Raw genomic sequence first — 25,973 nt, forward strand, 5'->3', positions numbered from 1 at the left:
TTAATTTATATGAGAAGAACAAAAATCTTAGCTACTCTTGGTCCAGCAAGTGAATCTAGAGAAGCTTTAACAGAGATGATTAAGGCTGGGGTTAATGCAGTAAGATGTAATTTCTCGCATGGTTCTGCTGAAGATCATCGTAAAAGAGTAGATTTAATTCGTCAAATTGCAAAAGAGCAAGATACATATGTTGGTATTTTAGCAGATTTACAGGGTCCAAAAATTAGATTGTCAAAATTTAAGAATGGTTCTGTAATTATTAAAAAAGGACAGAAGTTTACTCTTGATGCGGATTTGGGTCTTGAAGATGGTGATGAGAACGCTGTAAGTATTGACTATAAAGAGTTAATACAAGATGTAAAAAAAGGCGATATCTTATTAGTTGATGATGGCAAAATTGTCTTGGAAGTTGATTCTGTAAAAGGAAATAAAGCAGTTACTAAAGTTGTAGTTGGCGGTAAAGTTTCTAATAACAAAGGGATCAATAAAAAGGGTGGTGGGCTTACAGCTCCTGCTCTTACAGATAAGGATAAAGAAGATATCAGAGTGGCTGCAATGCTTCAAGTAGATTTCTTAGCTGTTTCATTTGTTAGAGATGGTAAAGATATGGAGTATGCACGTCAGCTTGTAAATGAAGCTGGTTGGAAGCCTGCAATGGTTGCTAAAATTGAAAGAGCAGAAGCAGTACGAGAAGATAACCTAAAAGCGATTGTAGATGCATCTGACCTTGTGATGGTAGCTCGTGGAGATTTAGCAGTAGAAATTGGCGATGAGAATGTCCCAACTGTGCAAAAGTTTATTATAAGTACAGCTAGAAGAAATGAAAAAGGATCTATCACAGCTACTCAAATGATGGAATCTATGATAGAAAACTCTTCTCCAACTCGTGCGGAAGCTTCAGATGTTGCAAATGCTGTGTTTGATGGTACTGATGCGGTAATGCTTTCAGCTGAAACAGCAGTAGGTAAATATCCTGCTGAAACAGTTTCAGCAATGTCAAGAATTTGTCAATCTGCTGAAAGAAGTAAATATACACATATATCAAAAAAACAAAAGATATCAGATTGCGATAGAATAGATCATGCTGTATCAGTAGCAGCTGTTAAGATTGCAAATGATATTGGCGCAAAAGGTCTAATTGTATTGACTGAAGGTGGGAATACTTCACGCTGGATGTCGCGTATAAACTCAGATCTACCTATTTATGCTTTATCACGTAATGCAACAACACTAGGGGCGATGACTTTATTTAGAGGAGTTGTACCAATATATTTTGATTCAACTAGAATGTCTAAGCTATATGTTAATAGATCAGCTTCTATGGAACTTGAAGTTAGAAAATTAGTTAAGGATGGAGATATTCTTGTCCTTACTAGTGGTGATAGCATGGGAGTGCATGGAAGTACTAACAAAATTAAAGTAATAATTGCAGGTCAAGTAAGATAAGGAGATAATCATGGCTTTAGTTTCATTACGTCAACTATTAGATCATGCTGCAGAGCATGGTTATGGGTTACCAGCTTTTAACGTTAATAACCTTGAGCAGGTAAGAGCTGTTATGGAAGCTGCAGATAAAGTTAACTCACCAGTTATCTTACAAGGTTCTGCAGGTGCTAGAAAATATGCAGGTGCTCCGTTTATTAGACATTTAGTTTTAGCTGCGATAGAAGAATATCCACATATTCCTGTATGTATGCATCAAGATCATGGTACGTCACCATCAGTTTGTCAAAGATCTATACAGTTAGGCTTCTCATCTGTAATGATGGATGGTTCTTTAAAGTCAGATGGTAAGACTCCTTCTGATTATGAGTACAATGTGAATGTTACAAAAACTGTTTCTGATATGGCTCATGCTTGTGGCGTATCTGTTGAAGGTGAGTTAGGATGCCTTGGATCACTAGAAACTGGACAAGCTGGTGAAGAGGATGGTGTTGGTGCCGAAGGTACTCTATCAATGGATCAAATGCTTACAGATCCAGAAGAAGCAGCTGATTTCGTTAAGAAAACAAAAGTAGATGCTTTAGCAATAGCTATAGGTACTTCTCATGGTGCTTATAAGTTTACTAAACCACCTACAGGCGATGTTTTATCTATTAAAAGAGTAAAAGAAATTCATGCAAGAATTCCTGATACTCATTTGGTAATGCATGGATCATCTTCTGTACCACAAGATTGGCTAGAAGTTATCAATACTTATGGTGGAGCTATGGGTGAGACTTATGGTGTACCAGTAGAAGAAATAGTTGAAGCTATTAAATATGGTGTTCGCAAAGTTAATATTGATACTGATTTGCGTATGGCTGCGACTGGAGCTATTAGAAAATTCATGGCTGAAAACCCAGCTGAATTTGATCCACGTAAGTACAATGCTGTAGCAAAAATAGCTATGTCGGGAATTTGCCAAGCTAGATATGAGGCATTTGGTAGTGCTGGGATGGCTAGTAAAATTAAGCCTCTTTCTCTTGAGACGATGTTTCAGCGTTATGAAAGCGGTGAATTAGATCCTATCATTAAATAAATTTTTCTAAACTTAGTGCTCTTTTTATAAAGGGCGCTAACTATTATGTAAATTTTATTTTATTCTAAAGTAATACTTATTCACATGATTAATAAAAACATTGAAATTATGCTACTTTATTAGTTTTATAATGTATGTCTGAGTTACTAAATTTGTAAGCGTCATAAAATTGGTTCATGTATCGTACTTATTACTTAAAGCGGTAGAAATAGCAACTTTTATGCCCTTAATAGAAGTTTCAAGGCTCATTACTGGGAGTGCTAATATTCTCAGCGGCGCAGCAGCACAATATAAATATGGTAAGTGAATCCAAGCCTACATGGATGGGTAGCTGGCGTATGCTAATATAGAGTAATATTTTTTGAATACAATCTTTAAATTAAATATAGTTATATTCTACGATTATAATAGAGCTTTACTAGAAATGTATTAAAAAATCACAAATTTAATCTTTTCAAATAAGAGTATACTTTTTGTTTGTTTAAGGATAGTTCGTATTTTTATATATTTATTTTGATCTATAAGTAATATGCATGAAATATTAATTGTAAAAGATCTAATATCCTTGCAACGCTAATATAAATAATTATACTTTTTGTATATTTCTTTATTTAATTAGAATCTAATATTTTATACCAAATTTAAGGATTGATATGATTTATAACAATATTTTAGAAACTATTGGTAAAACACCTGTTGTACGCTTAAATAATATTGGTGAAGATTTACCTTGTGAATTATATGCTAAATGCGAATTTTTTAACCCAGGTGGTTCAATTAAGGATCGTATTGCATATCGAATGATTGAAGAAGCTGAAAAAGAAGGTCGCATTAGGCCTGGAGATATTCTCATCGAGCCAACTTCTGGCAATACAGGTATTGGTTTGGCTCTAGCAGGTTCAGTGAAAGGCTATAAGGTTATCATTGTAATGCCTGAAAAAATGAGTCAAGAAAAGCAGCTAGTATTAGAGCGTTTGGGAGCACAAATTATTCGCACACCAACTGAAGCTGCTTTTGATGCACCTGATAGTCATATTTCAGTAGCTAGGCGTTTAGCAGAACGATTACCAAATGCTCATGTACTTGATCAATATGCTAATCAAGACAATCCTAAAGCTCACTATTATGGTACTGCAGAAGAAATTATTATTGATTTTCCTGAGGGTTTAGATATGGTAGTAATGGGTGTTGGTACAGGTGGTACTTTAACAGGTATAGCAAAACGTTTAAAAGAAGAGTGGCCGAATATAAAAATTATTGGTGTCGATCCTGAAGGTTCTATTTTAGGTGGTGGTGATCAAGTTAGTGATTTTCAAGTAGAGGGTATTGGTTATGATTTCTTTCCTAAGGTCTTTGATTCAAGCATAGTAGATAAGTTTTATAAATCAAATGATCATGATTCTTTTAAAATGGCTCGTAAATTAATGCAGAAAGAAGGCTTTTTATGTGGTGGCTCATGTGGAGCAGCAGTTTGTGGTTTAATCGAGGCAGCTAAAGATTTAAAAGCTGGTCAAAAAGCTTTAGTGTTGCTACCAGATTCAATTCGTAATTACTTAGGTAAATATGCCAATAATGATTGGTTAAAGTCCGAAGGTTTCGCTGATATTATTGAACAAACACCGTTGTATGCGACACAAGCTGATATTAAAAAATAAAGGAAATAAAAAAATGCATAATCAAAATTTAAAAAAAGCAACGCTTGGGATTCATGGCCGTCAAAAAGTAGATCCATTTACTGGTGCGGTGATTACACCTGTTTATCTAAGTAGCACTTTCAAGCAATCTGCACCTAATGAGCATCAAGGCTATGATTACTCTCGTGCAGGTAACCCAACTCGTGATGCTTATGAAGATTGTATTGCTAGTTTAGAAAATGGAGATCAAGGTTTTGCTTTTTCTTCAGGTTTAGCTGCTACAGCTACCATTGTTGATTTGTTACCTGCTGGATCTCACATTATTTCATCAGATGATTTGTATGGTGGCAGCTTTCGTTTGTTTGATAAAGTACGCTCCAAAAGTGCTGGTTTAGAATTAGATTTTGTCAATTTGACCAAAGGAGATCTAGTAAGAACCCTAAATAAATTTAAAAAGACTAATACTAAAATGTTATGGTTAGAATCTCCAAGTAATCCATTACTAAAATTGGCTGATTTAGAAGTCTGTGCTAAATGGGCTAAAGAAAATAATATTATTGCTGTATGTGATAACACCTTTGCTTCACCAATTTTACAAAACCCTCTTGATTTGGGTTATGATTTAGTGGTTCATTCTGCTACTAAATATATTGGTGGACATTCTGATGTTGTTGGTGGTATGGTAGTTACTGCAAAAGGTTCTCCATTAAGTGAGCAAATGCGTTTTTTACAGATGTCCGTTGGGGCTATTGCAAGTCCATTTGATAGCATGTTAGCTCATCGTGGTGCTAAAACTCTAGCACTACGCATGGAGAAACACTGTGATAATGCGATGAAAATAGCTAATTGGTTAGAACAGCATCCTAAGGTTGCAAAAATTTATTATCCAGGATTAGAGTCTCATCCTCAACATGAGTTAGCCAAAAGGCAAATGCGTAATTTCGGTGGTATGATTTCTTTTGAGATTACAGGTTCTTCAAAAGATGCTAAGCAATTTGTTACTAATACTAAGTTATTCACTTTAGCAGAAAGCTTAGGTGGTGTAGAAAGCTTGTTAGAACAGCCAAGCACTATGACACATGCTAGTATTCCAGAGAGTATACGAGCGGAACTTGGTATCACTGATCAATTAATTCGTCTTTCAGTAGGGATAGAGGATGCGAGTGACTTAATTAATGATCTAGATCAAGCTTTGCAACAAGTAGGTCAAAAGTAGATAAATTATATATGATTATTTTAGATTTGTTGGCACAGATATGAAATAGTCTAAATCCTTTAAACTTCTAAATTATATTTTTTTGTAAAAATTGCAGTTACTCCATTTGTCCAACCAAAACCATCCTGGACAATATATTCGCCACCACCAGCATTTGTTTTAGGATTTATTACATCATATTTTTCACGAATCTTTCCAGTTTCATTAAACTTCTCATTAACAGTATTTACAAATCTCTTAGCTATCGTTTCAGCAAGTTTATCAAAGCCATAATTTTCTAGACCTATAACAGCTTCAAAATGCAAAGGGGCCCAGCCATTTGGAGAATCCCATTGTTGAGAGGTATCTTCAGTTGTTGTAATAAGTCCATGGTCTGTTAAAAATTGATCTTCTATAGTTTTAGCTATTTTTTGAGCTTGCTCTTTAGTAGCTATATTTAAAAATAGTGGCGTTATTCCTGCTAAGCTTGTAATGCTAGTAATCTTATTTGTCTTACTATTTAGATCATAAAAAAATTCTTTTTCAGTATTCCAAAAGTTTTTTTGGATAAGCTGCTTTCTTTTTTTAGCCAGCTTTATATATTGAGATGCTTTTTCTTGTTTTAAAACTTCAGCAAACCATTTACCTAATAAACTCTCTAATCCATATAGATAGCTATTTAAATCAATAGGTAGAATATCTGTTGTTTGAATAGTACTAAAATCATTTGTAATAGCAAACCAACGACTAGAAAAATCCCATCCAGATTCACAAGCTGCACGGATGTTACGGTAGAAGTCTGGTTTGTTTGCTATATTTTGCGCGTGCTCAATATCTTCGCGATATGATTCTGGTCTAGGGGTAGCAGACTCATCCCAATATCTATTTAAACCATTTACATTTCTTTGTGTATTCATCCAAAATAAATATTCTTTTTCTAAAGTTAGTAAATATTTTTCAATAGCGGAAATACCTAGTTCTTGATATAAGATATCAACAATTAAGTAAAGTAAAGGTGGTTGAGAGCGAGTTAGATAGTATTTTCTATTTGCATTTGGTACAAAGCCAACAGTATCTATTAAATATGCAAAGTTATCTGCAATATCTTTAATCATCTGTATTTCGCCATCAACTCGTAAACCTTCACAAGTAAAATAGCAGTCCCAATAATAAACTTCTCTAAACCTACCGCCTGGAATTATATAAGACTTTGGTAATGGTATAAGAGAACTTAGAGAATTCTGTTTGTCAGATGATTGATGTAAAAAATGCCACATTTGCTTAATATACGATGATAGGGATAATTCTTTACTATTATCAAAAGTTTTTTCTGATACTGGAGGGTAAAAGTTATTCTCGACAAAAGCTTTAAGATCAAAATCATCAGAGTCTTTGAGCTTTTTGTAATCATTTAAGATATTTTGAGAAGATCTTTTAGGAGTCATATCAACAAAGTATTTTGAGTCATTAAAGCATGGTTTTAATTGAACTGCTTCAAAAAGTTCACCTGATAATTGAATTAGTTGTTCTTGTTGTTTATTAGACATAATTATTTATTCCTATGGAGTTTAGCATAAGGAGGTATTAATAGTACTAAAAGTGCTATAGGTATAAGTACACAGTAAAACGCAGTTACACCACCAAAGTGTGCAAATATTTCACTAATTATTCTAGAACCAATAGTACCACCTAGAGCAGAGAATATGATTATCAAACCAGCCATAGCACTTTGTAAGTTTTCAGGTTGGCTACTAAGAATACTTGAACATAATGTTGGATATATTGGAGCCATGAAAAAACCAATCATAGGGAAAATTAAAGATACTACTATTGCAATAACAGTGTCAGTCTCCTTGGGATTAACTAGTTTTGATAATTGAAGTGTAAATACTATAAGCACTGCACAACATATAAGACCTATAAGTATGATTTTTTTCCAGTCTACTTTCTTCATTATAAATCCAAAAGTGATTCGGCCAGCAGCAATGCTTAAAGCAAAAACACTAGCCATAAATACACTAGTTGAAGCTGATAGATGAAGTACTCTAGTATTAAATGTTGGTAACCATGATTGAACACCTTGCTCAATAAACACATAGAAAAAGACACTAATTATAAATAGCAGAACAATAGGAAGTTTTATAAGTTTTAGCATACTTAAGGTATCTACTAAGAAATTAGAGTCTTTTGATTTTTGTACGGCTGATTCATCAAGCTTAGTAAATAAAAGTAATAAAAAGGCTATAATACATAAGCCAATTATTAACCAGTAAGTACCAAGCCAGTTACCAAAATGTATAAATATACTAAATATAAAAAAGCATAGTACAACACCTATTTGAAAGACACCTTCTAGTAAACTCATAAGACTAGCGTGTGCTTTTGAGTCATTTGTAATTAGTCCAACAGTTGAATATACAGAAACTTTGATCAATGCAAAAGCTACACCTACTAAAACAAACAATATTTTAGTAACTAAAAAATTATTCAAAGTAGTCATTGCAATACAACCTACGGTAATTATTGCTAACCCTATAAGCATGGCATTTTTATAACCAAGTCTTGGAATAAAAGAGCATATGCAAAAAGAAACTATAGCAATAGTTAAGTCTTTACATGCTTCTAGAATACTTGCTTGTACTTCTGTGACTTGATAGTGAGTAACAGATTGTAATATAACTATACCAACGCTATTAAGTAAAATAGCACTAATGAAAAATATAAGAAAAAGAGAAAGCTTTAATTGTAAATATTTCATAATCACATAGAAAAATAATTGCTTATTATTTAAGAATAAACAAACTTATATAGCTAAACAAGTTTTAAGCATTGAGTTTAGAGCTTTTTTAGGATGTAATTTATTTTATAAGATGTTTTAAATTTAGGGTATTTAAAATGAGCGATTATAAATACTGTATAGGAATTATGTCTGGAACTTCACTAGATGGAATTGATGTGGCTTTATGTAAGATTCGAGGACATGGATTAGATACTGATATTAAATTAGTTAGTTTTGAAACATATTCATATTCAGAAGATTTATTAAATGATATTAAGCAGTCTTTAGATTTATCAAGAAGTAATGCTCAGCTATTATGTAGTCTTAATTTTAAGCTTGGAGTTGAATATGCCTGTGCTGTAAAAAAGCTAGTAGAAACTTCTAAATTAAGTTTAAAAGATATAGAGTTTATAGCTAATCACGGTCAGACAATTTATCACCAATCAATATGTGAAGGTAACTTTGTTAAGTCTTCATTACAATTAGGAGATGCTGCAACTATTGCCTATGAATGTCAAACAACAGTTGTGTCAAATTTTCGAGCTGGAGATATCGCAGCAGGAGGTGATGGAGCACCATTAGTTCCTTATGTGGATTATATTTTGTATAGAGATAAAAATAAATCACGTGCCTTACATAATATAGGGGGGATTGCTAATACAACAATTATTCCTAAAAATGCAAATGCTGAAGATGTTTATGCTTTTGATACTGGTCCTGGTAATATGATGATAAATAGAGCTGTAGAGGTTTTATTTGATAAACACTATGATGAAGATGGCTTAATTGCTAAGCAAGGTAGAGTTATTCTAGAGATGTTAGAGGAACTTTTATCAAACAAATACTTAGAGCAAAAGCCTCCTAAATCTACAGGTAGAGAACTTTTTGGGATAGAATATACAGATTATATTATTGGGAAATACAAGGAAAACTCTCCTCAAGATATAGTACATACACTAACTATATTTACAGCTGAGAGCATAGTTAATGCATATAAAGATTTTGTATTTGATAAACATAACTTGGATCAAATAATCTTTACTGGTGGTGGAGCTTATAATAAGTTCTTGATACAAACTATAAAAGATTTGCTAGATATTGATGTATTAACATTTGAAGATATTGGTGAAAATAGTGATGCTAAAGAAGCAGTGGCATTTGCTGTATTAGGAAATGAAACTCTTAATAGAAGCTATAATAATATACCAACAGCAACAGGAGCAAAAAGTAAAGTCATACTTGGACAAATAAATTATTTTAACTAAATATAAAAGGAAAAATCAATGAAAGTAGTAGAAGTCAGACACCCTATGGTACAGCATAAACTTGGTCTTATGAGAGCTGCAGGCATTAGTACTCAAGAGTTTAGAAGGTTAACAAAAGAGATCACTAGTCTTTTAGCTTATGAAGTTACAGCGAATTTTGAACTAGAAAAAACTCAAATCTTAGGCTGGCAAGATACTAATATTGAAATAGAGCAAATTAAAGGGAAAAAGCTAACAGTAGTGCCTATTCTTCGAGCAGGTCTTGGCATGATGGATGGTGTCTTTGAACATGTTCCAGCTGCAAAAGTTAGTATGGTTGGTATGTATCGAGATGAAGAGACAGCAAAACCTGTTCCATACTTTGCGAAGCTTTGTGATAAGCTTGATGAGAGAATGGCTCTTATAGTAGATCCTATGTTAGCGACAGGCGGTTCAATGATAGAGACTGTATCATTACTGAAAAAAGCAGGTTCAAAAGATATTAAAATTATTACAATAGTATCTGCTCCAGAAGGCGTAAAAGCTCTTGAAGAAGCACATCCCGATGTAGAATTATATACAGCTTCAATAGATAGTCATTTAAATGAGAAAAAATATATAATTCCAGGTCTTGGAGATGCTGGTGATAAAATATTTGGAACTAAATAAACTTTAAATAGTAGTTTTAAAAATAGTAATTGGTTTTGGTAGAAATTATTATTTATATAATTAAATAAGAAGAAATTGATAGAATAAAAATTTATTAGTTGTAGGCTACTCCTTTGACACCATCAACCCAAGTCCAACCTTGATAAGAGTCAGAGTTAAGTATCCATGTCATTAGACCACCATATTGACTATGTTGTTTAAGATCACCACTGTTAATATCAGTAGTAATGTCTGTAGGTTTGTATAAACCAGCACCAGAACATTTAGCTGTAGCTAGACATGAACCAGTTAGATATTCCGAGTCTGATACAGAAGGATCTTTAAAATCAGGAACTCCAAGAACTATTTTTGTACCTTCTGGTACATAGAATGATCCGGAAGTGACGCCTGTCATATTATCACGAGTTTGCTCACTTAAGAGATCAAAAGTCATAGTTAAGAAGCCAACATCAAATCCTTTTAAGCCGCCAAAGTTAGCTCCACCGTATTGGTTATATGTTTGAACAAACACAGCATCAAAATGAGCATCATCCATGAATTGTTGTGTATACATAGATTCTGCAAATTTTGCACTACCACTTGCCCATTGTCCAGTGCCGTACCAACCATTAATTTGAGGAGCAGCAGCTAGGTACATATCTCTACCTGTAATAGATTTAAACTCTGCTCTTGCTGAATCAATATATTTTAGGAAGTTTGCTGCTACTGAAGATGATGCGTTAGGATGCTCTACATCTATATCTAAACCATCATAACCATTTTCAGCTAAGAATTTACCCATAGCTTTCCCTGTAGGAACTGCTTTGTCTCCACTCATATCAGGATCAAAATAGTTCTCAGCTCCGCCTATTGATAAAAGAGCTATACCACCATTGTTATGGATTATGTTAATTTGACTTGGTACTCTAGATTTCATTGCTTCAGGCCATAGAGGTAAAGTTACTGTGCCATTAGGCTCTTGTCCAGCAAAAGCATAAACAATAACATTATATCCGTGATCCATAGCAGCTTGAATCATTTCGTTAGTTGTTTCAGGTTGGCTATACCAAGGTGCGTCATAACCTCTAACGTATCCTACTACAACTCTATCAGGCCAGTTTGTATCTGCAGAAGAATTTTTCTCTATTATAATGGATATGTTTTGAGAATTCTGATCGGCAGAGAAAGATGAAGGGGAAGCTGATAGTTTATATCCAGCAATAGCAGCAATAGTTATAGTCCAAGAAGCTCCATCTTTAGGTATTTCAGTAGATATAGGAGAATTACTATTTATATCAAAAGTTTTAGTATCGCCTTTGTTATTTGCTAAAGTTAAAGTAGTTGATTTACCATCTGGTAAACCATCAATTGATATTGCGACATTTTCAGTGGGAACTTGCTCTTGTTTAAATGTAACATCAACTTCGGAAGTATTGAAGTTGCTTACAGTTACTGAATACACTTTATCAGGAGTATAGTTATATCCATTTGAAGTAAAGCTACCTAAAGTAAGTGTGTAAACAATACCACCTTCTGATGAAGGTATGTGGTTTAATGTGATAGATTTATTTATTTCAACATTACCGCTGCTAATTATATTTCCATCATTATCTTTAAGTGTATAGGTAGTAGAAGGATTTCCTGTAATGCCATCTATTTTTGGAGAAATTTTAATAGAACCTTCTTCAGCAGGTTTAGGGGCTGTATATTCCACAGAAACAGTCTGAGTTCCATCTTTTGCAAGAGTAAATGATGCTGGGCTAGCAGAACCAGTAGCACCATCAATAGCAGGCACACTAACTGTAAGGTCAGAGCTATCACCGACACTTACTTCAATGTTAGTAGTAGCCCCCCATTGAGCATCTTTAATTTCAGCTACTTTAACACCGTTTTTAAGGATTTGTACATCAGCTAATTTACCATCAGCTATAAAGCTTGGCTTAGCTGGAAGCACGACAGATATTGTACCTTTACCTTGTTCAGCTACAGGACCTTCATTTTTCCAAACTCCCCACTGACCAGATTGACTAGGATTTTCACCTTTAGTCCACCATTTAGCTGTATAAAGATTACCATTATAAATAGCTTGATAAGGTTTATTGTCTTTATCACTAGGATCATAAATTGTACTAGCATTCCATTCCTGTACAGAGTCGCCTGGAGTTGGAGTTGGAGTTGGAGTTGGAGTTGGAGTTGGAGTTGGAGTTGGAGTTGGAGTTGGAGTTGGAGTTGGAGTTGGCTCATCACCAACAACATCCCATGCATCACTACCATATGTCCCACTAGGTTTATAAGCACCTATTTTACACCAACCAGAAGCAGGCCAACCTTTACATTTATATGTTTTACCATTATCAGTTACAATAGTACCTGCAACATATGATGATAATTCATTAGTTGACCATGCTTCAGTAGCATTAGCTATTGAGAAAGAGCTAATACCTATTAAAGCACAAATCATAGTAGGTGTTAATTTCAAATTGTTTTTCATAGTTATATCTCCTTACAAACTACCAAAAAAGTAATTTATTTTGTTTTACATATTAATTATATGACCATAAAAAAATAACTAGCAAGCAAAAACTTTTGAAACTATATTTTATTATGGCTTTACTAAATGAAACTTTTACTAATGCTTGTAAAAGGTTTATTTTATCTTTAGCGGCGTTAATAATAACTTAAAGTTGTAAGTATGAATATATCAGTAATTTGATAAGACTTATTAGATTTTGATAAATGAATATAGAGTTGTTTTTTAGATGTTATAATTTTTATCTATATTATATTTTGAGCTTTTTAGATGCATAGAAAAATCTTTTTATTATCATTACCTTTGATATTTTCCAATTTGGTTTTATCAATGGTAGGAATAGTTAATACTGCTATTATTGGACATCTTAATAATAGTAGTTACTTAGCCGCTATAGGGCTAGGAGTTTCTATATTAAATGTTATATGTTTGTTATTTGCTTTTTTTAGAATGAGCCTAACTGGTTTGATAGCTCAAAATATCGACGATATAGAAAAAATGTTCCGTATAGTTTTAAGGGCAATAATAGTTGCAAGCATTATATCTATAATTATTTTTATATTAAAACCTTTTATCTTAAACTTAGTTTTAAGCATAATTCATATTGATAGTATCGTAAAAACTTTATTTATTAGATTCTATAATATTGCAATATATGTATTTTGGTTTGCGTTGTTAAACTTTATTTTTTTAGGTTTTTTTATAGGCATTGGTAAGACAAAAGTAGTTTTATATAGCTCTTTGATTTTAATGATCTTCGCAACTAGTTCCAGCGTGTTTTGGGTTATATTTATGCAGTGTAATGTTACAGGTGTTGCAATTTCTTTGGTATCAGCATATTGCGTTACAACCATTTTTCTATTTATAAAAACTTATAGGTTTTTTGTGGGAAGAGGAGTATTAGTAAAACAGATTTTAAAAGAATTTGATTATTTTACAATTAGTGAATATATACCTTTCCTAAAGCTTAATACTAATATTTTTATACGTTCATTATGCTTATTATTATCAATGAACTCTTTTTATATATTTTCAGCACAATATGGAAAAGATATTTTAGCAGCTAATACAATATTGATTGAAGTAAGTATATTTATGGCAATGTTTCTTGATGCTCTAGCAAATACTACAGAATCATTAGTTGCTCAAGCTTACGTAGACAATGACCAAAAGATATTTAAAGAAGTAGTTAGTAAAACACTATTACAGAGTTTAGTAATAACTTTTATTTTGGTTTTTATTTATGCTTGTTTTAAAGATCACATAGTTACTATATTTACATCTTTAGTTGATGTGAAATATCAAGTGAATAAATATATCTTATTTTCAATATTAATTCCTATAGTTGCTAGTTTTAGCTTTTGGATAGATGGAGTCTTTGTTGGATTGTTGAAAACTGTAGCTATGAGAAATGCGATGATTTTGGCAGCTTTAGTTTATATTGTTTCAGTATTTCTATTGCAAGGCTTTGAAAATTATGGTTTGTGGATAGCTTTGATATTATTCTATATAGCAAGGACAGTATTTTTAATTCCACCATTAAGATTTTATTTAAGTGGAGAGGTTTAATAATTTTTTGAAAATATTGAAGGGAGATATTATGTTGAAAATCGTGGTATTAGAAACAATTCCTTATAAAAAGGAAAAATTTTCTTTTTTAGAAGAATTCGGAAGCGTGGAATTATTTGATAAAACTGACGCAAGTGATCTTATTATGAGGATAAAAGATGCTAATATTGTATTATCAAATAAAACAGCTATATTAGAAGAGCATCTTAAAGCAGCTCCAAAATTAAAATACATAGGTGTTATGGCAACAGGATTTAACTCTATAGATATTAATGCTGCAAAGAAATATAATATTACTGTGACTAATGTGCCTGCTTATGGTACAGATGCTGTAGCTCAACATACATTTGCACTAATACTACATATAATAAATAATATTTCTTTAAATACTGACTCTGTTAAGAATGATTCTTGGGCAATTAGTAAACAATGGTGTTTAATAAATAATAACTGGAATCAATTATCAAATATGTCAATTGGGATAGTTGGCTTTGGTAATATTGGGAGAAAAGTTAGTTCTATCGCAAAAGCGTTTGGTATGAAAGTTCTAGTATATAGTAGATCTAACTATAATGATGAATCAGTTAGTTTTGTAAGCTTGGGTGAGCTGCTTAAAAATAGTGATATTATAAGTTTACATTGCCCATTAACTAAAGACACAAGAAATATAATAGGTTATGAAGAACTATCTTTGATGAAAAAAAGCGCTATTTTGATAAATGTTAGTAGGGGTAATCTAGTTGATGAGAAAGCACTATATAAAAAATTAAGTACCAATCAAATAAAAGCAGCTGGCTTGGATGTATTAGCACAAGAGCCACCAGCTATTAAATATAATCTTAATAAGTTAGAGAATTGTTATATAACTCCACATATCGCTTGGACAAGCATAGAAGCTATGAATAAAATATTAGAGATAACAAAAGATAATATTGAATCATTTCTAAATGCAAATCCAAAAAATGTAGTTTCTTAGAATAATTGATTTTAGGTAAAGAAATATTTCTACTATAGCTGCTCTAAAATAATAGATTATAAGTTAAGATATGTTGTAAGCTAATTTTAATTGCATTATTAAAAAAAAGATTTTAAAAGGAGTGTTTAATAAATGCCACATATAATTTTAGAAGTGCCAAAAAAGTTTGATATTGAGTTAGCTAAGCAAATAATAAATATTTCACAGCACTATTTAGTTGATGGCTTGCCTGCAAAATTAGAAGGGTTTAAATGTCGTATTTATAATTATGAATATTGTTGTGTTGCAGGTAATCAGGATAAAGAGCTTGTTCATATGCAGATAAAAGTCTTAGCAGGACGTAAGCAAGAACACTTAGACACTCTATCAACTAATTTGAGAAATAAAATTTTAGAGATATTAAATAAATGCGTTAATATGGATAAATATACCGTTACTCTTGAAATATCAGAGCTTTCTTCAGCTTATGCTCGTTAGGTATTTGAATATTTGTAGCATTTACTGATGTCAGAAGTATAATCTAGCCATTCAAATTTTTCTCTGTAGATTCTTAAAAAACTTCTAAGTTGATTTTAGTTGAAATATAATATGAAGCTTATGTTTAAACTCTTTCAAAACGAATTTGATTTAATGCTTTAAATCTCTCTGTACACGATGAAAAAAATTAAAAAAGCTGACTAAAGCCTTATATATTCATTATTTACGAGAGATTAAAAAGCACTTTAATCATCTAAAAGAAAGTTTATATAAAGTATTTACTTGGCACAAGTCAAGAATAGACTGTTTAAGTAACCTATTAATAGGTTTAATATCATCACAAACAGTTAATTTGTCAAAGATATCAAGATGTTTTAAGAACAATAATAAAATGTCCTCAAATTATAGAAGGTCTCAAGTTTTTTCAAAGATGTAGAATTTGATTTTGATGCTATAGCAGAGTTTAGTATTAATCATTTATTATCAAGAAAAGATAAATTATACCTAGTAATGGATAGGACAAACTGGAAACTTGGTAAAACAAATATAAATATTTTAATGTTATCAGCAGTATACGAAGGTATAGCAATACCTTTATACTATGATCTATTAGATCATAGAGGCAATTCTGATTCCCAGTTTAGAATAAGCTTAGTTAAACGATTCATCTCAAAGTTTGGTAAAGAACGTATAGCATGTATCTTGGGTGACAGAGAATTTATGCGAGAGAATTGGTTAGGCTGGCTAGATTCACAAAACATTGATTACATTGTTAGAATTAGAAATAACCTTACTACAACTAACTCTAGAAACTTTAGTGCTAAAGTCTCAATATTATTTGATGATTTAGCTGTACACCAATATAAAAGTATTGATGGCAAAAGAAAAATCTATAATCAAAGTGTCTATTTATCTGGTACTCGAACACAAAAAGGAGAGCTTCTTATTGTAGCTAGTAACTCCAATAGTATAGAAAGTCTTATACCTGTGTATGCTATGAGGTGGGAGATTGAAAACTTATTTCAGGCATTTAAAGGTAGAGGTTTTAATCTTGAAGATACCCATTTGACTGATAAAAACAAGATAGCAAAGCTAATTGGTTTACTATGTATAGCCTTTGTATGGATTCATAAAGTAGGTGAATATAAAGATGCCAAAATAAAACCTATTCCTAGGAAAATGCATGGAAGATTACAAAATACTTACTTTAGGTATGGATTAGATATGTTAATTAACTCTATTCAAGAGTTAGACTTCTCAATAAGAGGTTTTTCTCTATGCTTAAAAATCCTAAATAAAACAACTAAACAGCTTAGGTTATGAAAAAATCATCGTGTACAGAGTTTAAATCTTAAGTAAATATAAATATAATTTTTATTTAATACTTTTTATGTTACAATGTGGCGTTCAGTTAATTTAGAATTAAATATAAAATTTACTTGGGATATATTTTATGAATAAAAAAAAGTTAATAATAGCAACTTTTATAGCTATTATATCAATAGGGTTAACAAGTTGTATCAATAAACAGGAAACCAAAGAATTAAAAATAGTCAGTGAATGCGCTGAAAATATATGTCATATAGAGTTAGCTCAAGTAGACGTATTAAAAACGACTGACATGTTAGGTAAGACTTCGGAGAAGATCTTAAGTAAAACTTCTTTAAATAATAAAAATGACTCTTTAGAATGGTCTATTTCAGGTGGCAATTATGCAACTGCACAACAAATGTCAGATAATAATCTGCCGAGTTGTGAAAATGATACGTGTTCTTCTACAAGTAATCCAACTGGGTATGTATTTCCTGTAGGAGCTGGTAGCCATTATATCAGTGTTTCAGGGACTGTTACTTTACCAGATGGAGCAACAAGAACAGTAAGCCAAAGTAGTGATGTTATTGTTGAAGCTCCTAATATAAAAACACAAATAACTTTAACAGGAGGAGATTACTCTCAGATACCTGCTAGTGGAACAGGTTCTGTATCTGGTATATCATGGATAGCAAATCCAGGAGCTATAACTTTTACGTGTCCTTCTGGTTACGGCATCCCAACTAATGCTATGCCACCTGAATTTGGAACAAATAATATATTAAAGTATGAGGATGCAACATCTACAGGAGTTTATATAAGTATTAGTCCTAAAAATGGGAGAAGTTTTGAAAGTCTTAATTATCGTGCTGGATACTATTATGTAAATAATAATGCCTGGAGTACAGCAATAACATGTGTACCTGCTTCTGATGTAGATGATTATTTATAAAACTTTTGGTAATAGCGAAAATCAATATACTTAAGTTTAGTATTTAGATTATGCTAATATATATAAAAATTTCTAAAAAAATAATTAAATGAAAGAGTATAAGAGACTTCTCTTCTCTACTTTAGGCGCTGCTTTTGAGTATTATGATACTGCGATATACTTTGTTTTTGCTATGACTATTGAAAATAAGTTTTTTGATAAAGGCAGTTCTATTAGTGGTATTTTATTAGTTTTTCTCGTGTATATCGGTGGTTATATTATTAGACCTCTGGGTGCTTGGGCATTTGGCTATATTGCAGATATAAAAGGAAGAGCATTTATACTTCGGTTAAATATGGCTTTATTATTTTTTTCAACGATAATCTTAGCATTTTTGCCAACGATTGAAAGTATCGGAGTATTAGCAACAATATTATTTGTTTTTTTACGTTGTATACAAGCATTAGCTATTGGTGCGGAGATACCTGTTTCAGTAGTTTATATAGTTGAGAATTATCCTAAAAGGCAGGGCTTTGTAACAAGTATGGTTTTTTGTTGTCTAAGCCTTGGTATTATGATGACATCTTTGGTTTTATTCCTATTAGATCATTTTACTAGTCAAAGTTTTGTACATGAGTATGGCTGGAGAATAGGATATTTCTTAGGAGCATGCTTTACTCTTGCTTTATTCTTTTTGAGAAAAAATATTATTGATCTACCTCAAGTTAAAGAAGCTATAGCTAATAATCAAGGTAGTACTTCTTCAAGAGGAGTATTTGTTGTTAAAACGATAGTTGGTATATCGCTTGTTGCAGCTATTGCAATGCTATTTACACAGTTATATTTGTTTTTACCGACATTTCAGAAGATGTATATAGTATCTAAGTTTGATCTATCGGATTTGCTTTTAACAGGATCTATAATAATGGCAATAAGTTGTTTAGTAGGAGGTTTTATTAGTGATTATGTATCTAAAGCTAAGATGTTAGCTTTTTTGATTATTATATCAATGGTTGTAAGCCCTATTTTCTATAAAAACTTGATTGAAGGTAGAGATGTGTTTGCTTGTTTTATTATATTATCGATAGTGATGGGATTTTTTGCTTCAACATATAATGTCATGATAACTAATTTCTTTAAGCTAGAATATAGATGTAGGGGCTATGGAGTATCCTACAATCTAGGATATCTAGTATTTTCAGCTGGTGCGCCAGCACTTACAATATCTTTAATCTCAGTGACTAATAGTTTGTTGGTTCCTATATATCTAATAATTGCAGCTGGAGTAGTTTCACTAGTTGGGATTGTAGGTGCTAGCTATTTTATGAAAAAGGTTTAAATATCATAGAGGAAGGATCTGATTTAAACTGATTATAAAGCTCAATTATATATCTATCAGTCATTGAAGATATATAATCACAGATAATACGAGCTTTACCTTGAGCGTTATGAGTATTATAGAATATTGCACCAATATCATCTGGTAGAAGACTTTCATTAACATCAGAGTTAATCAAAATATCAAAAATCTCAGAAATAATTTCTCGGCCTCTATATCTTAGAACGTTAAGCTTTGGAGATTTTATTATTTTAAATAAAATATATTTTTTTAGAACTTCAACTTGTTTTCTAATTTGATCATTTAGATAAACTTTAGAAATAATAGGTATATTTTGATTTATATCAATTTCAATATTTTGGATACAGCTATTAACTAATCTTGAAGTTAATTTGGTACGTAAAAGACTATTATTAGCAATATTTTTAGAGACTTTATAAATATCTGTAGCATCTGAACTAAAGTCTATATAATCTGAAAAAATATTTTTTAAAATTTCTTTGATTTCATCTTTAGTGATTTCAAGATCTTTAGGCATAGCATTAAATATTTTTTCAAGAAGTCTATCATCAATGCTAGCCATAGATAGAGGATCTATAAATCCTCCTTTGAGTGCATCTTCAACATCGTAGGTGGAATAAGCAATATCATCAGCCACATCCATAATATAACATTCGATGGTTTTAAAACTACCTTCTATAGATTTTACTCCGTAAGGTTCTAGTAGTTTTTGCTTAATATCTTCAACAAGTCTAGATTCCTCATTATAGTAGCCTTTAGAAAGATGGCCTAGATCACTAATAGGAGGTATTAAATTATCATATTTTATAGTTGACGCTATAGTTCTATAAGTAAGATTTAGACCAAAACTTTGCTTCTGATCAACATCTTTTTTTGCTGTATGGGAGATTAAACGTAATGTTTGAGCATTGCTTTCAAAGCCTCCAAAATTACGCATCTTTTTATTTAATGCGACTTCGCCATTATGTCCAAAAGGAGGATGCCCAATATCATGGCAAAGAGCAGCTGTTTCGATGAGGTCATAGTCAAGGTTAAGATCATATTCAGCATTTAGTTTAACCGCAATAGATTTAGCTATCTGTGCGACCTCTAAAGAGTGAGTAAGTCTGTTTCTAAAAAAGTCATTTTCAAAGCTTGGGAAAATCTGTGTCTTTGCTTGAAGCCTTCTAAATGATGAAGAGTGTACAACACGGGCATAATCTCTTCTAAAGGGTGAAAAATTTTCTTTTATAGAAATATTATTATTTTGTCTTAGGTAGTCATTTTCATGATAAAGGTTTATAGGCATATAAAATCTAGTAAATTCGTGCTTATATAGTTACATATTAGATTAAATATATGTATTTTCAAGTCTGATATATTTAGCTATTTAGATTAAATCTCTAATGATATTAGCTGTTTTAAGAAGAACTTTATTGAATTATTTCTTATCTTTTTGACCAAGCTCTATAAAAGTCTTTAATATATCTGGTTTTTCTAATAGGCTTGGTAGTAAACTCATAATCATTTCATTTTGACTATTTTGATTAGGAGCATTTAATAAAACTTTAAAATTTTCATCCTGTTTATCGATCAGTTTTGAAATTTGTTCTTTAACATCTTTACGAGTTTCATCAGATATTGTTTCTACTTTTGCTACTTTTGTTTTTATTTCATCAAGTAATTTATTTGCCTCATCTTTAGTGCTTTTTGCTTGCTCTAGTTGAGCTTTTGAAAGAAAACCTTGCCAAAATGCAACTCCAACAGCAACTAAAGAAATAAATAAGCTAACAATATTCAAAGTATTCATTAATTAACCTTTATGGGTAGAAATATAGATATAAATATATATCTTTAAAGAAAATTAAGCAAATTCAGAAAGTAATAGATTATTTTTGAACATCAAATCTGCCAAGCATCATAACTTTATGCCAAGCTTTAGCAAAGTCATTGACAAACTTTTGCTCGTTACCATTTTCAGCATAAACTTGAGCTACAGCTTTAAGTTCTGAGTTTGAGCCAAAGATTAGATCTACAGGAGAAGCAGTCCATTTTTGCTTACCAGTTTTTCTATCTACACCGATATATTCACCAGCATTTGTATCAGATTTTTTCCACTCTGTAGACATATCTAGTAAGTTTACAAAGAAGTTATTATTAAGCTGACCTGGAGTTGCTGTAAATACACCTTCTTGAGAGTCATCATAATTTACATTTAGAGCACGCATACCGCCAACTAATACAGTCATTTCAGGTATATTTAATTTAAGCATACTTGCTTTTTCAACTAATGCTTGAGGTAGTTGATTAATAGCTACGCTACCATCAGTGTAGTTTATGAAGCCATCAGCTTTAGTTTTTAGGTAATTAAATGACTCTATATCAGTTTGAGCTTGAGTAGCATCTGTTCTACCTGGTACAAAAGGTATTTCTATAGTATAACCTGCTTGTTTAGCAGCTTGTTCAACACCTACATTACCACCTAATACTATTAGATCAGCTAAAGAAATTTTAGTGCCATCTTTCTTACTGTTATTAAAGTTAGTTTGTATTTCTTTAAGTTTAGCAAGAACAACTTCAAGCTTAGCAGGTTCATTCATTTGCCAATCTTTCTCTGGAGCTAAAGCAATTCTAGCACCATTAGATCCACCTCTGTAATCAGTTTTACGATATGTAGAAGCAGAGTCCCAAGCAGTTTTTATAAGCTGTTGATTAGTAAGTCCAGAATTTGCAATATCTTGTTTAAGCTGTGCTATATCTTGAGTAGATACTTGCTTATAGTCAGCTACAGGAACAGGATCTTGCCAAATGAAATCTTGTTTAGGAATCCAAGGACCCATATATCTTGATTTAGGACCCATATCTCTATGAGTTAGTTTAAACCATGCTTTAGCAAATTCTTCTTTGAATTCTTCAGGATTTTTGTAGAACTCTTGAGCATATTTATTGAATTTAGGATCTTCTTTTAACGCAAGGTCCGTAGTAAACATTATAGGTTTATGCTTAACACCTGGTTTATGAGCATCTGGTACCATGTTTTCAGGTTTAGCATTAGTAGCAACCCATTGATGGGCACCTGCAGGAGATAATGTTTTTTCATAATCTAAATTATATAAGTTATTTAAGAAGTCATGATTCCAGTATGTAGGAGTAGCAGTCCAAGAACCTTCAAGACCACTGCCCATAGTATCATCACCTTTGCCAGTACCATAACTATTATGCCAGCCAAATCCTTGTTGTTCGATTGGTGCTTTATCTGGAGCAGGTCCAATATCTTTTTTGACATCTTTAGCAGGCACTGCACCATGAGTTTTACCAAATGTATGACCACCAGCAATTAAAGCTACAGTTTCTTTATCTGTCATGCCCATACCACTAAATGCCTGACGAATTGCATCTCCAGCCTTCTTAACATCTGGTTTACCATCAGGACCTTCAGGGTTTACATAGATTAAGCCCATTTGAGTTGCAGAATATGGAGTTTCTAGTTTACCATTTTTTACATTACTAGATAGCTCTTCTGGAGATACGCCCCAATTAGTATCATCCCCTTGCCAGTCGTCTTCTCTGCCAAATGCAAAACCAATAGGTTTCATTCCCATAGATTCTAAGGAAACTGTACCAGCTAATACAATTAAATCTGACCAAGATACAGCATTGCCATATTTTTGCTTAATTGGCCATAAAAGCTGTCTTGCTTTATCAAGGTTTACATTATCTGGCCAACTATTTAAAGGAGAGAATCTTTGTTGACCACGATTAGCTCCGCCACGACCATCAAATATTCTATATGTACCGGCATCATGCCAAGATAATCTAATAAAGAAAGGACCATAGTTACCGAAGTCAGCCGGCCACCAGTCTTGTGATTGAGTTAAAAGATTTTGCATATCTTTTTTTAATTGTTCTGTATCGAGTTTTTTAAAGGCTTCACGATAACTATAATTTTTTCCCATTGGGCTATCTATAGTATTTAAGTTGCGTAGAGGAGATAGGTTTACACTTTGAGGAGATAAGCTATCTTTGTTTTCCGCGAAAGCACTATCACCAGATAGTAACATCCCAGACATCCCTATAGCAGTAACAATTTTTTTTACCATGGCTAGTTAGTTCCTTTTATTGGTTTTAATTTATAAGTAGTTAATTATCTAATTTAATAAAATTTAGAAATAATTCATACCTATCTCATTAAGGTTTAAAAATATTTAAAATAAATTTAAGCCTATGAATCGATTCTATTTAATCTTGTAAGTTGAGTCAAATAATAATTAATTATGAAAATAATAAATATTTCTTATATGAAAATTATCAAGTTTCAAAGAAAAAAATTTTATGTAATAATATGTGTTTATTAAATATTAAGTATTAATTTTATTAAATATTATGAAATATAACAATCTCTTAGCAATGCCAAAAGCTGAGCTTCATCTTCATATAGAGGGAACATTAGAACCCGAAATGATGTTTCAATTAGCACAAAGAAATAAAGTAAATCTTAAGTATAGCTCGATAGATAAAATCAAGAAAGCATATAGTTTTAATAATCTCCAAGATTTTTTAGACTTATATTATCAAGGCATGTCTGTGTTATTAACAGAGCATGATTTCTATGATTTAACTTATGCTTATTTAACTAGAGCTAGTCAAGATAATGTAACGCATGCTGAAATTTTTGTTGATCCTCAAGCACATTTAGATAGAGGGATATCTTTGTCGATAGTATTTAATGGGATTAGACAGGCTATTACACAGGCAGAAAAAGATTTTTCTATAAAAACTAGTATAATAGTGTGTTTTTTGCGTCATCTATCAGAGGATAATGCTTTACGCTCTTTTGAAAAAATTATGGATTTTCGTGATAACTTTATAGGTATAGGTTTAGATAGTAGTGAGTTAGGAAATCCGCCATCTAAATTTAAAAGAGTTTTCGAGCAAGCAAAAAAAGAAGGATTATATTTGGTTGCTCATGCTGGCGAAGAAGGGCCTGTTGAATATATTTCGGAAGCAATAGATATATTAGGAGTTGATAGGATAGATCATGGTAATGCTATTTTAGACGATGAAACACTTATACAAAGAATTATAAAAGATGATATAGCTTTAACAATGTGCCCTCTATCAAACAAATGCTTAAAGGTAATGACTAATTTGTCTGATCACCCAGCAGCTAAGCTTTTAGAAAAGGGTGTTAAAGTGACTATTAATTCAGATGACCCTGCATATTTTGGGGGGTATGTTAATGAAAACTATAAACAGTTAGCTCAAGCATTAAAATTATCTGATACACAAATTATTAAGCTAATAAATAATAGCTTAGATGCTAAATTTATTTAGGTTAAATATTATGCAATTAAAAATATCTGATACATTTAAAGAAGATGATTTTTCTTTTAAACGAGAAACTGTTGGTGGAATAACAACTTTTTTATCAATGATGTATATAATCATTGTTAATCCAGTAATATTATCTCAAGCAGGCATACCTTTTGCAGGTGCCTTAACAGCTACAATAGTAGTATCTTTTATTGGTTGTATTCTGATGGGAATATTTTCAAATAATCCTATAGCAATTGCTCCGGGTATGGGTATTAATGCGTTTTTTACTTATACAGTAGTTCAGCAAATGCATGTGAGCTGGCAAGTAGCTTTAGGGGTTGTCTTTTGGTCAGGGATTATTTTTACAATTCTATCAATAACCAATATTAGAACAAAAATTATAAAAGCTATTCCAAAACAGATTAGGTATGCAGTTGTCGCTGGTATAGGTCTATTAATAGCATTTTTGGCATTAAAGTCAGCAAATATCGTAGCTCCTGATACTGAGAATATGATAAAAATGGCAAATATAAATATATCATTTGTTTTATTTATGCTGGGGTTGTTATTTATTGGGATATTAACTTATTATAACTATTCTTCTTCACTGATTTTAGGCATAGTCGGCATTACAGTTATTTATCTATTATTAAATTTATTCTTTCCAAGTTTAGAACTATCTATTAAATTTAGTGGTATTGTATCAATGCCAGATTTTTCGGTATTTGGCCAGCTTGATTTAGTTAACTCATTATCAATAGCACTATGGCCAGCTATATTTGCTTTTATATTTACTGTGTTATTTGATAGTTTAGCTGGGGCAATAGGTATTTGTGAAGCTGGTAATCTTTTAGATGATAAAGGTGAACCAAGAAACTTTAAACAAATACTTACTGTGGAGGGTATTTGTGGGATATTATCTGGGATATTTGGTACTAGTTCAGCAATAGGTTATATCGAGTCGATAACGGGAATTAAAGCAGGAACTAAAACAGGGTTTGGAGTTATTGTAACTGGTTTATTATTTTTACCATTTTTATTTTTATCACCATTGTTATCTCTTGTTCTAGCAGTAGCAACAGCTCCAGTGTTATTCATCGTTGGAGTACATATGGTTAGGCTAGTAATAGATATTGACTGGGATAATATCCCGGAAGCGGTACCTGCGTTATTAACTATGTTTATAATTCCTCTGACAGGGTCAATAACTCATGGTGTGATATTAGGATTAATTTTGTGGACAGCTTATAAGATTTTTATATCGGGGTTTAAGCATATTAGCTACACTTTGATTATCTTGAATTTACTTTCTATAGTTTTACTGATTATAGAGATTTTTTATTAGTGAAAAGTTTATTAATCAATCGGATTTAATTACATTTTATCAAGTTATTCTTCTTTAATATTCCTTTTCAAGATATATAAAAATGAATATATTCTTAATTTCAATAAATTTTACGGCAAAGTTGGGAAAATATTTTGTATGTTATTTAAATTAAGATA

General features: G+C 31.7%; 20 protein-coding genes. 14 read left to right on the top strand and 6 right to left on the bottom strand.

The window, feature by feature from the left end; translation table 11 throughout:
• Positions 1–9: 9 nt before the first annotated feature.
• The 4 genes from pyk to R8535_RS00355 all read left to right on the top strand — a co-directional run bounded on the left by pyk (position 10) and on the right by R8535_RS00355 (position 5,371).
• The gene (gene pyk / locus R8535_RS00340) at positions 10–1,446 is read left to right on the top strand and encodes a pyruvate kinase (RefSeq protein WP_329495452.1); all 1,437 of its coding nucleotides are present in this window, start codon (positions 10–12) and stop codon (positions 1,444–1,446) included.
• 10 nt (positions 1,447–1,456) lie between these two features.
• On the top strand, positions 1,457–2,521 hold the full coding sequence (gene fba, locus R8535_RS00345; RefSeq protein WP_329495453.1) for a class II fructose-bisphosphate aldolase: 1,065 nt from the start codon (positions 1,457–1,459) through the stop codon (positions 2,519–2,521).
• A gap of 653 nt (positions 2,522–3,174) precedes the next feature.
• Positions 3,175–4,176 carry a pyridoxal-phosphate dependent enzyme gene (locus tag R8535_RS00350; protein ID WP_329495455.1) on the top strand — a complete coding sequence of 334 codons (1,002 nt, stop codon included), beginning with the start codon at positions 3,175–3,177 and terminating at the stop codon, positions 4,174–4,176.
• A 13-nt stretch (positions 4,177–4,189) separates the two neighbouring features.
• Positions 4,190–5,371, top strand: coding sequence for a trans-sulfuration enzyme family protein (locus R8535_RS00355; RefSeq protein WP_329495457.1), 1,182 nt, complete (start codon positions 4,190–4,192; stop codon positions 5,369–5,371).
• Positions 5,372–5,430: 59 nt separating this feature from the next.
• Here the strand turns inward: R8535_RS00355 and R8535_RS00360 are convergent, their stop codons facing one another.
• Both R8535_RS00360 and R8535_RS00365 read right to left on the bottom strand, forming a co-directional pair.
• Entirely contained in the window at positions 5,431–6,897 is a 1,467-nt protein-coding gene (locus R8535_RS00360) for a trehalase family glycosidase (protein ID WP_329495458.1), read from the bottom strand.
• Positions 6,898–6,899: 2 nt separating this feature from the next.
• Positions 6,900–8,108 carry an MFS transporter gene (locus R8535_RS00365; RefSeq protein ID WP_329495460.1) on the bottom strand — a complete coding sequence of 403 codons (1,209 nt, stop codon included), beginning with the start codon at positions 8,106–8,108 and terminating at the stop codon, positions 6,900–6,902.
• A 137-nt stretch (positions 8,109–8,245) separates the two neighbouring features.
• Here R8535_RS00365 and anmK point away from each other — a divergent pair, with 137 nt between their 5' ends.
• Complete coding sequence (gene anmK, locus R8535_RS00370) at positions 8,246–9,394, top strand: anhydro-N-acetylmuramic acid kinase AnmK (protein WP_329495462.1); 1,149 nt, start codon at positions 8,246–8,248, stop codon at positions 9,392–9,394.
• Between the two features lie 18 nt (positions 9,395–9,412).
• Positions 9,413–10,042 (top strand): uracil phosphoribosyltransferase, encoded by a 630-nt coding sequence (gene upp / locus R8535_RS00375; protein WP_329495464.1) that lies wholly within the window; start codon positions 9,413–9,415, stop codon positions 10,040–10,042.
• Positions 10,043–10,136: 94 nt separating this feature from the next.
• On the opposite strand, the gene R8535_RS00380 is transcribed toward upp, so the two are convergent.
• Positions 10,137–12,512 carry a glycosyl hydrolase family 18 protein gene (locus tag R8535_RS00380; protein ID WP_329495467.1) on the bottom strand — a complete coding sequence of 792 codons (2,376 nt, stop codon included), beginning with the start codon at positions 12,510–12,512 and terminating at the stop codon, positions 10,137–10,139.
• A 309-nt stretch (positions 12,513–12,821) separates the two neighbouring features.
• Here R8535_RS00380 and R8535_RS00385 point away from each other — a divergent pair, with 309 nt between their 5' ends.
• From R8535_RS00385 to R8535_RS00410, 6 genes are all read left to right on the top strand, one after another.
• Positions 12,822–14,120 (top strand): MATE family efflux transporter, encoded by a 1,299-nt coding sequence (locus R8535_RS00385; protein WP_329495469.1) that lies wholly within the window; start codon positions 12,822–12,824, stop codon positions 14,118–14,120.
• A 31-nt stretch (positions 14,121–14,151) separates the two neighbouring features.
• Positions 14,152–15,096 carry a D-2-hydroxyacid dehydrogenase gene (locus tag R8535_RS00390; RefSeq protein WP_329495472.1) on the top strand — a complete coding sequence of 315 codons (945 nt, stop codon included), beginning with the start codon at positions 14,152–14,154 and terminating at the stop codon, positions 15,094–15,096.
• A 132-nt stretch (positions 15,097–15,228) separates the two neighbouring features.
• Positions 15,229–15,573: a hypothetical protein gene (locus R8535_RS00395; RefSeq protein WP_329495474.1), complete on the top strand. Its 345-nt coding sequence runs from the start codon at positions 15,229–15,231 to the stop codon at positions 15,571–15,573.
• A 468-nt stretch (positions 15,574–16,041) separates the two neighbouring features.
• Positions 16,042–16,896, top strand: a complete 855-nt coding sequence (locus tag R8535_RS00400; protein ID WP_329495515.1) for an IS4 family transposase — start codon at positions 16,042–16,044, stop codon at positions 16,894–16,896.
• A gap of 130 nt (positions 16,897–17,026) precedes the next feature.
• Positions 17,027–17,836 (top strand): DUF3281 family protein, encoded by an 810-nt coding sequence (locus tag R8535_RS00405; protein WP_329495476.1) that lies wholly within the window; start codon positions 17,027–17,029, stop codon positions 17,834–17,836.
• A gap of 88 nt (positions 17,837–17,924) precedes the next feature.
• Positions 17,925–19,154, top strand: coding sequence for an MFS transporter (locus tag R8535_RS00410; RefSeq protein WP_329495478.1), 1,230 nt, complete (start codon positions 17,925–17,927; stop codon positions 19,152–19,154).
• On the opposite strand, the gene dgt is transcribed toward R8535_RS00410, so the two are convergent.
• The 3 genes from dgt to katG form a co-directional block, all read right to left on the bottom strand.
• On the bottom strand, positions 19,138–20,463 hold the full coding sequence (gene dgt, locus R8535_RS00415; RefSeq protein ID WP_329495479.1) for a dGTP triphosphohydrolase: 1,326 nt from the start codon (positions 20,461–20,463) through the stop codon (positions 19,138–19,140). The genes R8535_RS00410 and dgt overlap by 17 nt on opposite strands.
• Positions 20,464–20,595: 132 nt before the next feature.
• The gene (locus tag R8535_RS00420) at positions 20,596–20,964 is read right to left on the bottom strand and encodes a hypothetical protein (RefSeq protein WP_192578278.1); all 369 of its coding nucleotides are present in this window, start codon (positions 20,962–20,964) and stop codon (positions 20,596–20,598) included.
• 79 nt (positions 20,965–21,043) lie between these two features.
• Positions 21,044–23,254 (bottom strand): catalase/peroxidase HPI, encoded by a 2,211-nt coding sequence (gene katG, locus R8535_RS00425; RefSeq protein ID WP_329495482.1) that lies wholly within the window; start codon positions 23,252–23,254, stop codon positions 21,044–21,046.
• A 283-nt stretch (positions 23,255–23,537) separates the two neighbouring features.
• Here katG and R8535_RS00430 point away from each other — a divergent pair, with 283 nt between their 5' ends.
• Together R8535_RS00430 and R8535_RS00435 are read left to right on the top strand one after the other, a co-directional pair.
• Positions 23,538–24,488 (top strand): adenosine deaminase, encoded by a 951-nt coding sequence (locus R8535_RS00430; RefSeq protein ID WP_329495483.1) that lies wholly within the window; start codon positions 23,538–23,540, stop codon positions 24,486–24,488.
• A 10-nt stretch (positions 24,489–24,498) separates the two neighbouring features.
• Positions 24,499–25,815 (top strand): NCS2 family permease, encoded by a 1,317-nt coding sequence (locus R8535_RS00435; RefSeq protein WP_329495485.1) that lies wholly within the window; start codon positions 24,499–24,501, stop codon positions 25,813–25,815.
• The last annotated feature ends 158 nt before the right edge of the window (positions 25,816–25,973 follow it).

Source organism: Francisella sp. 19S2-4 (assembly GCF_036281795.1).
Lineage (GTDB): Bacteria > Pseudomonadota > Gammaproteobacteria > Francisellales > Francisellaceae > Francisella.

Bases quoted from the DNA above. Each gene is read 5' to 3' on its own strand.
- R8535_RS00410 (WP_329495478.1), top strand. From the start codon at position 17,925: ATGAAAGAGTATAAGAGACTTCTCTTCTCTACTTTAGGCGCTGCTTTT.
- R8535_RS00435 (WP_329495485.1), top strand. From the start codon at position 24,499: ATGCAATTAAAAATATCTGATACATTTAAAGAAGATGATTTTTCTTTT.
- fba (WP_329495453.1), top strand. From the start codon at position 1,457: ATGGCTTTAGTTTCATTACGTCAACTATTAGATCATGCTGCAGAGCAT.
- R8535_RS00405 (WP_329495476.1), top strand. From the start codon at position 17,027: ATGAATAAAAAAAAGTTAATAATAGCAACTTTTATAGCTATTATATCA.
- R8535_RS00360 (WP_329495458.1), bottom strand. From the start codon at position 6,897: ATGTCTAATAAACAACAAGAACAACTAATTCAATTATCAGGTGAACTT.
- upp (WP_329495464.1), top strand. From the start codon at position 9,413: ATGAAAGTAGTAGAAGTCAGACACCCTATGGTACAGCATAAACTTGGT.
- dgt (WP_329495479.1), bottom strand. From the start codon at position 20,463: ATGCCTATAAACCTTTATCATGAAAATGACTACCTAAGACAAAATAAT.
- R8535_RS00380 (WP_329495467.1), bottom strand. From the start codon at position 12,512: ATGAAAAACAATTTGAAATTAACACCTACTATGATTTGTGCTTTAATA.
- anmK (WP_329495462.1), top strand. From the start codon at position 8,246: ATGAGCGATTATAAATACTGTATAGGAATTATGTCTGGAACTTCACTA.
- R8535_RS00390 (WP_329495472.1), top strand. From the start codon at position 14,152: ATGTTGAAAATCGTGGTATTAGAAACAATTCCTTATAAAAAGGAAAAA.
- R8535_RS00385 (WP_329495469.1), top strand. From the start codon at position 12,822: ATGCATAGAAAAATCTTTTTATTATCATTACCTTTGATATTTTCCAAT.
- R8535_RS00355 (WP_329495457.1), top strand. From the start codon at position 4,190: ATGCATAATCAAAATTTAAAAAAAGCAACGCTTGGGATTCATGGCCGT.
- pyk (WP_329495452.1), top strand. From the start codon at position 10: ATGAGAAGAACAAAAATCTTAGCTACTCTTGGTCCAGCAAGTGAATCT.
- R8535_RS00365 (WP_329495460.1), bottom strand. From the start codon at position 8,108: ATGAAATATTTACAATTAAAGCTTTCTCTTTTTCTTATATTTTTCATT.
- R8535_RS00395 (WP_329495474.1), top strand. From the start codon at position 15,229: ATGCCACATATAATTTTAGAAGTGCCAAAAAAGTTTGATATTGAGTTA.
- R8535_RS00430 (WP_329495483.1), top strand. From the start codon at position 23,538: ATGAAATATAACAATCTCTTAGCAATGCCAAAAGCTGAGCTTCATCTT.
- R8535_RS00420 (WP_192578278.1), bottom strand. From the start codon at position 20,964: ATGAATACTTTGAATATTGTTAGCTTATTTATTTCTTTAGTTGCTGTT.
- R8535_RS00350 (WP_329495455.1), top strand. From the start codon at position 3,175: ATGATTTATAACAATATTTTAGAAACTATTGGTAAAACACCTGTTGTA.
- katG (WP_329495482.1), bottom strand. From the start codon at position 23,254: ATGGTAAAAAAAATTGTTACTGCTATAGGGATGTCTGGGATGTTACTA.